Source organism: Streptomyces sp. NPDC031265 (assembly GCF_055570295.1).
This window is the reverse complement of sequence record NZ_JBVIHM010000036.1, coordinates 1-12,827: the sequence shown is the minus strand read 5'-3', so window position 1 is coordinate 12,827 and position 12,827 is coordinate 1. Positions and strand designations below refer to the sequence as shown.

Here is a 12,827-nt window from a genome sequence, read left to right as displayed (position 1 = left end):
GGTTCGGTCGGCCCTGCCGGTTCAGCCCTGTCCGTTCAGTCCTGTCCGTAGCGGGGATCGACCGACTCCGGTGCGAGACCGAGGAGTTCGGCGACCTGCTCGACCACGACCTCGTGGACGAGCAGGGCCCGCTCGTCCCGGCTCTTGGTGCGGATCTCGACGGGCCGCCGGTAGACGATGATCCGCGCGGGCGAGCCCTTGGATGCGGGCAGCGCGCGGCCCAGCGGCACGGCCTCGTCGCTCCACCCGTCGTCGTCGGACTCGGGCAGCGGCACGTCGGAGACGAGGAAGTCGACGTCGGCCAGCTGCGGCCAGCGCCGCTCCAGCCGCTCCACCGAGTCCCGCACCAGATCGCGGAAGCTCTCCGCGCGGCTCGCCGAGAGCGGCACCTGCGGCGGGGCGACGGGTCCGCGCATGCCCCTCCCGTGCCGGTCGCGGCGGCGGGGCCGCGGGCCGGCCGGTACGGAGTCGGGGCCGGAGCCGATGCCGGAACTGGAACTGTCCATCACTGACGCAGCGTAGCCCTCCGGAGCGCCGTGCGATCGCGGCGGCGGCCCGTTCCGTGGCATGTCGTCTGATGACCGTTTCCCTCTCGCTTGAGAGCGATTACCGGCCCATACGAGACAGTGGATTTCGCGTCGTTTGACCGGAAGATTCCCAAGTACGGAACGTAATCGGTCCGGTCACAGACCGTGCGGCCCTCTTCCCGTGCAGGTCAGCCCAGTTGCTCACGGGGCCGCTGTGCCCGAGCTCACACCGCGACACGGTGGAGTGACCCGGTGGAGAGTCGTCGCGGCCCGCTCAAGAGTGCGGTACCGTCCAACGTCGTGAGCCCTGTACGTCGCTGTTCGCGCACTGCGTGCGGCCGCCCTGCCGTCGCGACACTGACGTACGTCTACGCGGACTCGACCGCAGTCCTCGGCCCGCTCGCCACCTACGCCGAGCCCCATTGCTATGACCTGTGCGCTGAGCACAGCGAGCGCCTCACCGCGCCCCGTGGCTGGGAGGTCGTCCGCCTCACCGACGCCTCCGCCCCGAGCCGCCCCAGCGGTGACGATCTGGAAGCGCTTGCCAACGCGGTACGGGAAGCGGCCCGTCCGCACGAACGTGCCGCCGAGGCCGGTGGCGCCCGCGCGGCCGACCCCAGGGAGGTCGCCCGCCGAGGCCACCTCCGAGTCCTGCGCTCCCCGGAGCCCTGACGGGCCGAGCGGACCGGCCGCAGGGGACGAGGGGCCGGTCGTGCGAGCCCCGACCCTCACGGGCCGACCGCTCCGGAGTCCTCCACCGCGTCGCGTTCTCCACAGGGCTGGAGTTCTCCGCAGGCATCGCGTTCTCCACAGGCGCGGCAGCCCTGACAGCCCCAGCCGGTAGCCTCGGTCCAGGGGGCCGCATGTTTCCGCAGGTGATTTCAGAAGGGTTGGGCCGTGGCTGCTGATCTGTCGCAGATCGTGAAGGCGTACGACGTCCGCGGGGTGGTGCCGGATCAGTGGGACGAGTCCCTGGCCGAGTTGTTCGGAGCGGCTTTCGTCCGGGTGGTGGGCGCCGACGCGATCGTGGTCGGGCATGACATGCGCCCCTCGTCACCCGGCCTGTCGGCGGCGTTCGCGCGCGGCGCGGCCCGCCAGGGCGCGGACGTCACGCTGATCGGGCTGTGCTCCACGGACCAGCTGTACTACGCGTCCGGGAAGCTGAACCTGCCCGGCGCCATGTTCACGGCGTCCCACAACCCGGCCCAGTACAACGGCATCAAGCTCTGCCGCGCGGGCGCCGCCCCGGTCGGCCAGGACACTGGCCTGGCCGACATCCGCGCCCTGGTCGAAGCCTGGTCGGAGTCGGGCGCCCCGGAAGTGGCGGCGACGACCGGCACGCTCGACGAGCGCGACACGCTCGCGGACTACGCCGCCCACCTCAAGTCCCTGGTCGACGTCTCCGGCATCCGCCCCCTCAAGGTCGTCGTGGACGCGGGCAACGGCATGGGCGGCCACACGGTCCCCACCGTCTTCGACGGTCTGCCGCTGACGCTGGTGCCGATGTACTTCGAGCTCGACGGCACCTTCCCCAACCACGAGGCCAACCCCCTCGACCCCGCCAACATCGTCGACCTCCAGGAGCGCGTCCGCGCCGAGGGCGCCGACCTGGGCATCGCCTTCGACGGCGACGCCGACCGCTGCTTCGTGGTGGACGAGCGCGGCGAGGGAGTCTCCCCGTCCGCCGTGACCGCCCTGGTGGCGGCCCGTGAGCTGGCCAAGCACCCGGGCGGCACGGTGATCCACAACCTGATCACGTCCTGGTCCGTCCCGGAGGTCGTCCGCGAGAACGGCGGCATCCCGGTCCGCACCCGGGTCGGCCACTCGTTCATCAAGCAGGAGATGGCGCGTTCGGGCGCGATCTTCGGCGGCGAGCACTCCGCGCACTACTACTTCAAGGACTTCTGGAACGCCGACACCGGCATGCTGGCGGCCCTGCACGTCCTGGCCGCCCTGGGCACCCAGAAGGCCCCGCTCTCCCGCCTGCTGGCGTCGTACGACCGCTACACGGGCTCGGGCGAGATCAACTCGACGGTGACCGACCAGGCCGCCCGTACGGAGGCGGTCCGCGAGGCCTTCGCGACGCGGCAGGGCGTCACCACGGACGAGCTGGACGGCCTGACGGTCGCCACGGCCGACTGGTGGTTCAACCTGCGCCCCTCCAACACCGAGCCCCTCCTGCGGCTGAACGTCGAGGCGCGCGACGAACCGACGATGGCGAAGCTGCGGGACGAGGTCCTGGCGCTGGTACGGGCGTAATCCCGTGCCGGACGGGCCGGGGCCCGGTCCCGGCCGTCCGGCACGGGACCCGGTCCCGGCGGCCTCGCGGGCCGACTCCCACCGCCACCAGCGTCCGCCCACGCCACCCGGGGAGCCCGCACCGCACCCCGGCGGTAGGGTGACAAGGCCTGATCCAGGTACCTGATCCACGTATACGAAGACGACGAAGACGTTCCGGAAGGACCTCCATGCCGCTCGAAGCCGGCCTCCTCGACATCCTCGCCTGCCCCGCGTGCCACGCCCCGCTCAAGGACGCCACGGCCGAGGAGACGCCCGAGCTGGTCTGCACCGGCGCGGACTGCGGCCTTGCGTACCCGGTCCGCGACGGCATCCCCGTACTCCTCGTGGACGAGGCCCGCCGCCCGGCGTAACCCCGCCCCGCGGACCCCGTCCCGCAGACCCCGCCCGGCACACCAGCCGGGAACCGAGTGACCCGGAACCCCGATCGCCCCGGAGGCCGCCGCACATGCTCGATGAGTCGCTGCTCGACGCGCCGGAAGCCCTGGCCCGCGCGGATCGCCGCGGTCTGCTGCGTGGAGCCGCGGAGGCCGGCGCCCGCGTCCGTACCGCCGCCCGGCACGCCATCGAGGCGGGCATCGCGGAGCTGAAGCCCGAGGGCCGCCCCCGGGCCGTACTCATCGCGGGCCCCGGCACCGCGGCCGAGGGCGTGGCCGACCTGGTCACGGCGCTGGCCGGAGCCTCCGCGCCGGTCGCCCGGCTCGTCTCGACCGGGGTGGCCGCCGCGGCGGGCGCCCTGCGCTGGAACCTCCCCGGCTGGGCGGGCTCGGTCGACCTCCTGCTCATCACCACGACGGACGGCAGCGAGCCCGGCCTGGCGCTCCTGGCGGAGCAGGCCTACCGCCGGGGCTGCACGGTCGTGGCCGTCGCCCCGAAGGGCTCCCCGCTCTCCGAGGCCGTCGACGGGGTGCACGGCCTGGTGGTGCCGCTGGCGACGGCCCCGCACGAGCTGTACGAGGACGGGAGGACCCCGGCCGCCTCTCCGAGCGCGCTGTGGGCCCTGTTCACCCCCATCCTCGCCCTGCTCGACCGGCTGGGGCTGACCGCCGCGCCTCCGGAGACGCTGGAGAAGATCGCCGACCGCCTTGACCGCACCGCGGAACGCTGCGGCCCGGCCATCGCCACGTACAGCAACCCGGCGAAGACCCTCGCGACGGAACTCGCCGACTCGCTCCCCCTCGTCTGGACGGAGGGCGAGGGCGCCGCACCGGCGGGCCGCCGCTTCGCGACCGTACTGGCCGAGCTCGCGGGCCGCCCCGCACTCACCGGCGAGCTGCCGGAGACGCTCGCGTCGCACGGCATCCTGCTCGCGGGCTCGCTCGGGGAGGGCGCCGACCCGGACGACTTCTTCCGCGACCGGGTGGAAGAGCCCGCAGCGCTGCACGCCCGGGTCGTCCTGCTGCGCGACCGCCCGGCGGGCGGCCTCTCCGCCGCCCCGGCCGCGCGCGAACTCGCCCTGAGCCACGAGGCGCAGATCAGCGAACTGGAGCCGGAGGAGGGCACGGAGCTGGAGTGCCTGGCGGAACTCCTCGCCCTCACGGACTTCACGACCGCGTACCTCGCCCTCGCATCGACGCCGCCCCCCACGTAGGGCACCGCCGGTGCAGCCCGATGCCGACGCGGCCGGCGGCCGAGGACATCAGTGACCGGAGCCGACAGCGACCGATACCGACGGTGACCGGTGCCGACAGCTGCTGGGCACGCGGCGACCGAACCCGTACGAGACCACGCGAAAGAGACCACGCGAACCATGGACCGTCTCGCCAACACCGTGCGCCCCTACGCCTGGGGCTCCACGACGCTGATCCCGGAACTGCTCGGCACCGCCCCCACCGGCGAGCCCCAGGCCGAGATGTGGATGGGTGCGCACCCGGGCGCCCCGTCCCGTATCGACCGGGGTGCGGGCGGGACTCCGCTCTCCGACGTCATCGCAGCGGACCCGACGGCGGAGCTCGGTGACGCGGCCGTCGCCAAATTCGGCCCCCGTCTTCCTTTTCTTCTCAAATTGCTGGCGGCAGGCGCCCCCCTCTCGCTTCAGGTGCATCCCAATCTCGCCCAGGCGCAGCGGGGTTACGCGGACGAGGAAAGCGCGGGCGTTCCGCTCGGCGCCCCGCACCGCAATTACAAGGACGCCAACCACAAGCCCGAACTGATCTGTGCCTTGACAACGTTCGAAGGCCTGTGCGGGTTCCGGGCTCCGGAAGAATCCGCGGATCTTCTCGCCGCGCTCGACGTGGACTCCCTCAAGCCGTACGTGGACCTCCTGCACGCCCACCCCGAAGAGGCGGCGTTGCGCGAGGTCCTCACGGCCGTACTGACCGCCGATCCGCAGGAGATGGCGGCGACGGTGACAGAGGCCGCAGCGGCCTGCGAGCGCCTCGGAGGTGACGCCTACCGGGCCTATGCCTCACTCGCCCACCACTTCCCGGGCGACCCCGGCGTCATCGCGGCCATGCTCCTCAACTACGTGCAACTCCAGCCGGGCGAGGCCCTGTTCCTCGGTGCCGGCATTCCGCACGCGTATCTGAGCGGCATGGGCGTGGAGATCATGGCCAACTCGGACAACGTACTGCGCTGCGGTCTGACCCCGAAGCACGTGGACGTCCCCGAACTCCTCCGGGTCGTCCGCTTCGAGGCCAACGACCCGGGCGTCCTGCGCCCCGAGGCGTCGGAGGCGGGCGAAGAGCTCTACGACACCCCGATCGACGAGTTCCGCCTATCCCGTTTCGTACGCGCGGAGGGTGCGGCTCCGACGGACCTGACGGCCGGGACCCCGCAGATCGTCCTGTGCACGGCGGGTGCGGTGGAGCTCGGCGGCCTGCGCCTCACCCCGGGCCAGGCGGCCTTCGTCCGGGCGGGCGAAAAGGCCGGACTGTCCGGAACGGGCACTGCTTTTCGCGCCACTGTCGTGGCCTGATGCAACAATGTGCGGCCGTATGGCGGCACCCGGGCGGCCGCGACACCGACGAAGGGAACACGTGCACGTATGAGTGCGTCAGGCGGAACCAAGGCGATCGTGGCGGCGCTCGGCGCCAACCTCGCGATCGCGGCAGCCAAGTTCGTGGCGTTCCTCTTCAGCGGTTCGTCGTCGATGCTCGCGGAGAGCGTCCACTCGCTGGCGGACTCGGGTAATCAGGGCCTGCTGCTGCTCGGCGGCAAGAAGGCACAGCGTGAGGCGACGCCCCAACACCCCTTCGGCTACGGCCGGGAGCGCTACATCTACGCCTTCCTGGTCTCGATCGTACTGTTCTCGGTCGGCGGCATGTTCGCCCTCTACGAGGGCTACGAGAAGGTCAAGCACCCGCACGACATCGAGGCCTGGTACTGGCCCGTCGGCGTCCTGATCTTCGCGATCATCGCCGAGGGCTTCTCCTTCCGTACGGCCATCAAGGAGTCGAACGAGACGCGGGGCTCGCTCTCCTGGTCGCAGTTCGTGCGCCGGGCGAAGGCCCCCGAGCTCCCCGTAGTCCTCCTTGAGGACGCGGGCGCCCTGATCGGACTCGTCCTCGCCCTCGGCGGCGTGGGCCTCGCGCTGGCCACCGGCGACGGCGTCTGGGACGGCGTCGGCACCCTGTGCATCGGCGCGCTGCTGATCCTGATCGCCCTCATTCTGGCGGTCGAGACGAAGTCGCTGCTGCTCGGCGAGGCTGCCGGTACGGAGGAGCTGGAGAAGATCCGCACGGCGATCGTCGACGGCGACACGGTCACCTCCGTCATCCACATGCGTACGCTCCACCTCGGCCCGGAAGAGCTGCTGGTCGCGGCCAAGATCGCCGTCCAGCACGACGACACAGCGGCAGAGGTCGCCCACGCCATCAACGCGGCCGAGGTCCGCATCCGCGAGGCGGTCCCGATCGCCCGCGTGATCTACCTGGAGCCTGACATCTACAGCGCGACGGAAGCCGCGGCGGGCCCGGACCCGGCGACCACGCCGGGCGGCACGGGTCACTGAGTACGGTCACCGAGTGCGCTCCACCGCTACCTGCGAAGCAGGTCTGGGGCCGAGGCTTCGGCAGGCGAGTGTGAGTGTGTGGGCGGGGCGGGAGAGGACTTCCCGCCCCGCCCGCACGTCTACGGGGTCCGCGCATCTACTGGACGCACCCTCTACTGGGTCTCGCTCAGCACCGCGAGTACGGCCGCCTCGTCCGGCGCTCCCGCCAACCGCACTCGGAACTCAGGTCCATGAGCTGGCGCGAGAGCCGTGCCAGGATCCGCAGGTGCTCGTCCCCGGCCGCCGCCTGCGACACCGAGATCATGAAGAGCAGCTTGGCCTTCGTCCCGTCCAGGGCGCCCCACTCGATCCCCTCGGAGGACCGGGCGAACTCCACGCTCGGCCTCGCCACCCCATCCGTCTTGGCGTGCGGGATCGCGATCACCTCGCCGAGCCCGGTCATGCCCTGCGCCTCACGCGCCGACGCGACCAGTACGAGCTCGTCGACATCCCGTAGGTTCCCGCCGCGGCCCGCAGCTCGCCCATCTCCCGGATAGCAGCCTCTTTCTCGCCCGCTGCCAGGGCGACCTTCACGTCACGGTGTACGGGGTGAGGCGGCCGGATAGGACTTCGCGGAGGTCGGCGGGGTCGCCGGAACCTGCGGGGCCTTCGGAGCCTTCGGAGCCTTCGGGGGCGTGGGATCGGCTGGAACTCCTGGAGCCGCGGGGACGTTCATCAGGAGAATCGCCGACTCTGCTCGCACCGGAAGCGCCCCCGGTACGGCCCGGAGTCGGGGCGGCGGCAAAGGCTGCCTCTGGAGCCACCCCCACCGGAACGCGGTCGACGGCCATCGCCGCATCCGCGGCCAGTGCCGCCTCCCCACCCGCAACGCTCACGGCTAACCCTTGCTGCCGCTCCTTGATCCTCTTTGGGAAGGCTCCCGACCCTGAACGTCTCCACCTCGCCTTCCTGGACGGGCTGGGGGCGGCTGGGCCGATCGGTGTAGATTCGTGACCAGAGCCAGACGTCGCTGCTGATGGCGGTCGGTCGGTACGCCACGCGCACCGGCCGAGGGAGAGAGGGCCTCCGACGGACTGCGCTGTGAGCACGACGGGCACCGCTTGGTGCCCACGGACACTCCGGTGTCCACCCGGACATCGCGATGTCCGCCGGGCACCCGTTGGCGCCCGCGTGGCCGTCGCCGTGCCCAGGCGCGCCCGCAGACCTTCCGTACCCACCCTCGACCCACCTACGAGGAGCAGCTCGCCATGACGACTGTCGACGCCGGCCAGGACTTCAAGGTCGCCGACCTCTCCCTCGCCGCCTTCGGGCGCAAGGAGATCACCCTCGCCGAGCACGAGATGCCCGGCCTGATGTCGATCCGCAAGGAGTACGCCGCCACCCAGCCGCTCGCCGGCGCCCGGGTCACCGGCTCCCTGCACATGACGGTGCAGACCGCCGTCCTGATCGAGACCCTCGTCGCCCTCGGCGCCGAGGTCCGCTGGGCCTCCTGCAACATCTTCTCCACCCAGGACCACGCCGCCGCCGCCATCGCGGTCGGCCCGAACGGCACCCCCGAGAACCCCCAGGGCGTCCCGGTCTTCGCCTGGAAGGGCGAGACCCTCGAGGAGTACTGGTGGTGCACGGAGCAGGCCCTCACGTGGCCGAACACCCCGACCGGCGGCCCGAACATGATCCTGGACGACGGCGGTGACGCCACGCTCCTGGTCCACAAGGGCGTCGAGTTCGAGAAGGCCGGTGCGGCCCCGGACCCGTCCACCGCGGACAGCGAGGAGTACGGCTACATCCTCACCCTGCTGAACCGCACCCTCTCCGAGAAGCCGCAGAAGTGGACCCAGCTGGCGTCCGAGATCCGCGGCGTCACCGAAGAGACCACGACCGGTGTCCACCGTCTGTACGAGATGCACCGCGACGGCACCCTCCTCTTCCCGGCGATCAACGTCAACGACGCGGTCACCAAGTCCAAGTTCGACAACAAGTACGGCTGCCGCCACTCCCTGATCGACGGCATCAACCGCGCCACCGACGTCCTCATCGGCGGCAAGACCGCTGTCGTCTGCGGCTACGGCGACGTGGGCAAGGGCTGCGCGGAGTCCCTGCGCGGCCAGGGCGCCCGAGTGATCATCACCGAGATCGACCCGATCTGCGCCCTGCAGGCGGCGATGGACGGCTACCAGGTCACCACGCTCGACGAGGTGGTCGACAAGGCCGACATCTTCGTCACCACGACGGGCAACAAGGACATCATCATGGCCGCGGACATGGCCAAGATGAAGCACCAGGCCATCGTCGGCAACATCGGCCACTTCGACAACGAGATCGACATGGCCGGCCTCGCCAAGATCCCCGGCGTCGTCAAGGACGAGGTCAAGCCGCAGGTCCACACCTGGACGTTCCCCGACGGAAAGGTCCTCATCGTCCTCTCCGAGGGCCGCCTGCTCAACCTGGGCAACGCGACCGGCCACCCGTCGTTCGTGATGTCCAACTCGTTCGCGGACCAGACCCTGGCTCAGATCGAGCTGTTCACCAAGCCCGAGGAGTACCCGACCGACGTCTACGTGCTGCCCAAGCACCTCGACGAGAAGGTCGCCCGCCTCCACCTCGACTCGCTCGGCGTGAAGCTCACGACGCTCCGCCCCGAGCAGGCCGCGTACATCGGCGTCGAGGTCGATGGCCCGTTCAAGTCGGACCACTACCGCTACTGATTCCGTAACTGACGGACTCGACAGCCGCGGTACCGAGAACGTAGTACCGAGAACAGCGGTACAAGGCAGGCCCCCGGACCCCCGTGCCGGGGGCCTGCCCCGTACCCCGCTCTGTACAACGGTCCACCCCTACGCCCCCGAGGACCACAAGACCCCATGCCCCGCGGCCGGTATTCGCTTCACGATCCGCACGACCACACCCCCCTCGGCGAAGAACACTTCCACTGCGCGCCCGGCCCCTCCGGCTGGCGCTACGTCTCCCAGATCACCACCCCCTCCGGCGATCCCGCCGGCTCCGTCGACCTCGCCCTCGACGACCTCGGCCGCCCCATTCGCCTCGAACTCCACGCCGGAGGCTGGCAGGTGCGCGGCGCCGCCCTCGACGGCGTCACCTGGGTCCGCACCGACCCCACCGGCACTCACGCCACCGAAGGCAACGTCCCCGCCCACGCCTTCACCGGCATGTCCCCGGCGTTCCTCATCGCCACGTCACGTCTGCTCCGCCTCACCCCCGGTTCCCCCGCGACCCGCGTACGCCTCGTCGCCTTCACCGACCCGGTCCTCGCCCCCCGCACCCTCGACCAGTCCTGGGCCTTGGTGAACAGTGAAGCGCACGCCACTGACAACGACCCTCTGACCGTGGACGAGTACCAGGTCAGCGCCCTGGACACGGGTGAACAGCACGTCGTCCACATCGCCGGTGACGTGGTCCTCGCGGCTCCCGGAATCGAGCTCGAATCCCTCGAAAGCCCGCCGACGGCCTGGGCGCGGTAGGCAGCCCGAGTGTGGGCGCGCCAAGCAGACACGGCCAGATGACCTGTACGGATGGGGCTGACGGATCGGGTCAGTTGATTCAGGCAGGCGGTACGAAGCCCGTGGCGGACCGGGTATCGGGCTCAGCCTCGGGCCCCGGCTTCGGTGCCGAGGAGGCGGATGCCGTGCCCGCGGATGGCATACGCGGGGGAGCGGCGGTCCAGACGGGCGCGCCCGCGATGTGCGCCGCGCCGTGAGGCGCCGACGCGGCAGGACCCGGGGCCCATGCCTCGCCCGTGGCCGCTGCCCCGCCCGCCGTACCGGAATCCCTGTATCCGGCGATGCCGCCTGCCCCACCCGCCGCCCGCACCGCCCCGAACGCCCGCCGCGCGTCCCGAGTCTGCCGCTCGGCCATCACCGCCGCCAGATACGCGGCCGGAGGCACGCCCTGCGGCGCTGGCGCCCCTGTCCGCGCCACCAGATCGTCGGCCAGCCGGACCGCCATCGCCCAGCTCACCTGCGCGTCGAGCTGCCCCATTCGCGTCAGGTACTGCCGTACGGCCAGCCACAGCGCGTCCGGCACCCCTGACAGATCGAGCCCGGAGAAACGTCCCATCAGCCACGGCGGGGGCGGCGGCACAGCAGTGGCCCGTCCGGCCGGCACCCTCTCCCGTACGACCAGGGTCCCCGCGAACACATCCCCGATCCGCCGCCCCCGCTCCGAAACCAGCGACGCGATGCAGGCGACCACCCCGAAGGTCAGCAGGATCTCCACGACGCCCATGGCCCCGCGCACGAGCGCGTGCCGGAAGCGGATCGGCCCTCCGTCGTCGCGCACCACCCGCAGCCCACAGGCGAGCTTCCCCAACGAGCGTCCATGCGTCAGCGTCTCGACCGCTATGGGCGCTCCTACGAGTACGAGGACGAACAGGGCGACGGCTATCGCCGCCTGCGCGGCATCGTCGAGCGACGCGGTGGCCAGCAACAGCGCGAACGACACGATCAGGTAGGCGGCCCAGGCCACCACCATGTCGATGAGGAGCGCGAGCGCCCGACTGGGCAGCCGCGCGGGCCGCAGCCCCAGCACGACCGCATCCCCCGTGACCAGCGCGCTCACCGGTACCCACCCTTCGCCGTCGCCGCCGAAGCGTCGACCTTCCCGGACCCTCGAAAACCTCAGTCTGCCAAGCTGGCCCGCAGCGCGCCGCAGTAGTACGGACCGTACGCACCCAGTGCCTGGAGCAGCAGCCGACCATGGACCTCGACGTCTTCGTCACCGCCCACCATCCCGAGTGGGACCGACTCGAACAGCTACTGCGCCGTGGCCGCCGCCTGACCGGCGCCGAGGCCGACGAACTCGTCGCTCTCTACCAGCGCACGTCGACGCACCTCTCACACATACAGTCCTCGACTCCGGATCCGCAGCTCACGGCCCGTCTCACCCAGCTCGTCGCTCGTGCCCGCGCCACGGTGACCGGCACCCGCCGCGCCTCCTGGCGCGACGCCGCGCGCTTTCTGACCGCCGGATTCCCGGCAGCCGTCTATCGCGCGCGTAGATGGTGGATTCCGGCGGCCCTGCTCTCGACCGCGCTGGCCGCGATCATCGGCTGGTGGATCGGCACCCACCCCGAGGTCCAGTCGTCGATCGCCGCTCCGGAGACGCTCAGGGAAATGACGCGACCCGGGGGTGAGTACGAGACGTACTACTCAAGCCACCCCGCGGCCTCCTTCGCGGCTCAGGTCTGGACCAATAACGCGCAGGCAGCCGCGATGTGCCTGGTCCTGGGCGCCTTCCTGGGGCTCCCGGTCCTCTGGGTCCTTTTCTCCAACATGCTGAACCTTGGCGTGGGCATCGGCCTCATGTCCTCGGCCGGCCGCCTGGACACCTTCCTCGGCCTGGTCCTCCCGCATGGCCTTCTCGAACTGACCGCCGTCTTCGTAGCGGCGGGTACAGGGCTACGCCTTGGGTGGACCGTCATCGACCCCGGCCCCCGCACCCGCCGCGACGCCCTCGCGGAGGAAGGCCGCGCGGCCCTGGGCATGGCCATCGGCCTGGCCCTGGTCCTGTTCGTCTCAGGCCTGATCGAAGCCTTCGTCACGCCGTCGGGCCTGCCCACCTGGGCCCGCATCATCATCGGCATCGCCGTCGAGCTGGCATTTCTCTTGTACGTCTACGTGCTCGGCGGCCGAGCAGTACGCGAGGGCGAGACAGGCGACATCGACGAACCGGACCGCAGCGCCGGGCTTCCCACTGCCGCGTGATGTGCGTACGACCCCTCTGACCTGGTACTGTTCTCTTCGCCCACAAAAACTGTTGACACGGTTCGAGTGGGGAGGTAGATTTAAACGGTTGCGCCGGACTGGACAGGTTCGGGCGCACTGGCTAGTATCTCTCTCGCTCTCCCGGGAATTGATTTCCCGAAAAAGAGCCATCTCCGATTGATTCGAACCACGAAGCCGATTAGCTCGGCCGAAATGCTTCTGATAGAGTCGGAGTCGCCGGAAAGGGAAACGCGAAAGCGAAAACCTGGAAAGCGAATCCCGCTGACTGGGAATCGGACGCGAAAGAGTCTGATAGAGTCGGAAACGAAG

At 70.8% G+C, this 12,827-nt stretch carries 12 protein-coding genes; 9 read left to right on the top strand and 3 right to left on the bottom strand.

What is annotated here, in order from left to right; genetic code table 11:
* Positions 1-35 precede the first annotated feature (35 nt).
* Positions 36-506 carry a metallopeptidase family protein gene (locus tag ACZ499_RS35205; RefSeq protein WP_371653066.1) on the bottom strand — a complete coding sequence of 157 codons (471 nt, stop codon included), beginning with the start codon at positions 504-506 and terminating at the stop codon, positions 36-38.
* Between the two features lie 273 nt (positions 507-779).
* Between ACZ499_RS35205 and ACZ499_RS35200 the strand changes: the two genes are divergently transcribed.
* From ACZ499_RS35200 to ACZ499_RS35175, 6 genes are all read left to right on the top strand, one after another.
* Positions 780-1,199, top strand: a complete 420-nt coding sequence (locus ACZ499_RS35200; RefSeq protein ID WP_468680651.1) for a DUF3499 domain-containing protein — start codon at positions 780-782, stop codon at positions 1,197-1,199.
* Between the two features lie 225 nt (positions 1,200-1,424).
* Complete coding sequence (locus tag ACZ499_RS35195; protein ID WP_468680649.1) at positions 1,425-2,786, top strand: phosphomannomutase/phosphoglucomutase; 1,362 nt, start codon at positions 1,425-1,427, stop codon at positions 2,784-2,786.
* Positions 2,787-2,995: 209 nt separating this feature from the next.
* On the top strand, positions 2,996-3,178 hold the full coding sequence (locus tag ACZ499_RS35190; protein WP_067159781.1) for a Trm112 family protein: 183 nt from the start codon (positions 2,996-2,998) through the stop codon (positions 3,176-3,178).
* A gap of 95 nt (positions 3,179-3,273) precedes the next feature.
* Complete coding sequence (locus ACZ499_RS35185; protein WP_385549840.1) at positions 3,274-4,416, top strand: SIS domain-containing protein; 1,143 nt, start codon at positions 3,274-3,276, stop codon at positions 4,414-4,416.
* A 159-nt stretch (positions 4,417-4,575) separates the two neighbouring features.
* On the top strand, positions 4,576-5,742 hold the full coding sequence (manA, locus tag ACZ499_RS35180) for a mannose-6-phosphate isomerase, class I (protein ID WP_468680647.1): 1,167 nt from the start codon (positions 4,576-4,578) through the stop codon (positions 5,740-5,742).
* 69 nt (positions 5,743-5,811) lie between these two features.
* Entirely contained in the window at positions 5,812-6,777 is a 966-nt protein-coding gene (locus tag ACZ499_RS35175) for a cation diffusion facilitator family transporter (RefSeq protein ID WP_468680645.1), read from the top strand.
* 166 nt (positions 6,778-6,943) lie between these two features.
* On the opposite strand, the gene ACZ499_RS35170 is transcribed toward ACZ499_RS35175, so the two are convergent.
* Positions 6,944-7,219, bottom strand: a complete 276-nt coding sequence (locus tag ACZ499_RS35170; protein WP_468680643.1) for a PTS sugar transporter subunit IIA — start codon at positions 7,217-7,219, stop codon at positions 6,944-6,946.
* An 805-nt stretch (positions 7,220-8,024) separates the two neighbouring features.
* On the opposite strand from ACZ499_RS35170, the gene ahcY reads away from it, so the two are divergent.
* On the top strand, positions 8,025-9,482 hold the full coding sequence (ahcY, locus tag ACZ499_RS35165) for an adenosylhomocysteinase (protein ID WP_468680642.1): 1,458 nt from the start codon (positions 8,025-8,027) through the stop codon (positions 9,480-9,482).
* A gap of 156 nt (positions 9,483-9,638) precedes the next feature.
* Positions 9,639-10,256: a hypothetical protein gene (locus tag ACZ499_RS35160; protein ID WP_468680640.1), complete on the top strand. Its 618-nt coding sequence runs from the start codon at positions 9,639-9,641 to the stop codon at positions 10,254-10,256.
* A 79-nt stretch (positions 10,257-10,335) separates the two neighbouring features.
* Here the strand turns inward: ACZ499_RS35160 and ACZ499_RS35155 are convergent, their stop codons facing one another.
* Positions 10,336-11,352, bottom strand: a complete 1,017-nt coding sequence (locus ACZ499_RS35155) for an RDD family protein (RefSeq protein WP_468680639.1) — start codon at positions 11,350-11,352, stop codon at positions 10,336-10,338.
* 137 nt (positions 11,353-11,489) lie between these two features.
* On the opposite strand from ACZ499_RS35155, the gene ACZ499_RS35150 reads away from it, so the two are divergent.
* Positions 11,490-12,497, top strand: a complete 1,008-nt coding sequence (locus tag ACZ499_RS35150; protein WP_468680637.1) for a stage II sporulation protein M — start codon at positions 11,490-11,492, stop codon at positions 12,495-12,497.
* The last annotated feature ends 330 nt before the right edge of the window (positions 12,498-12,827 follow it).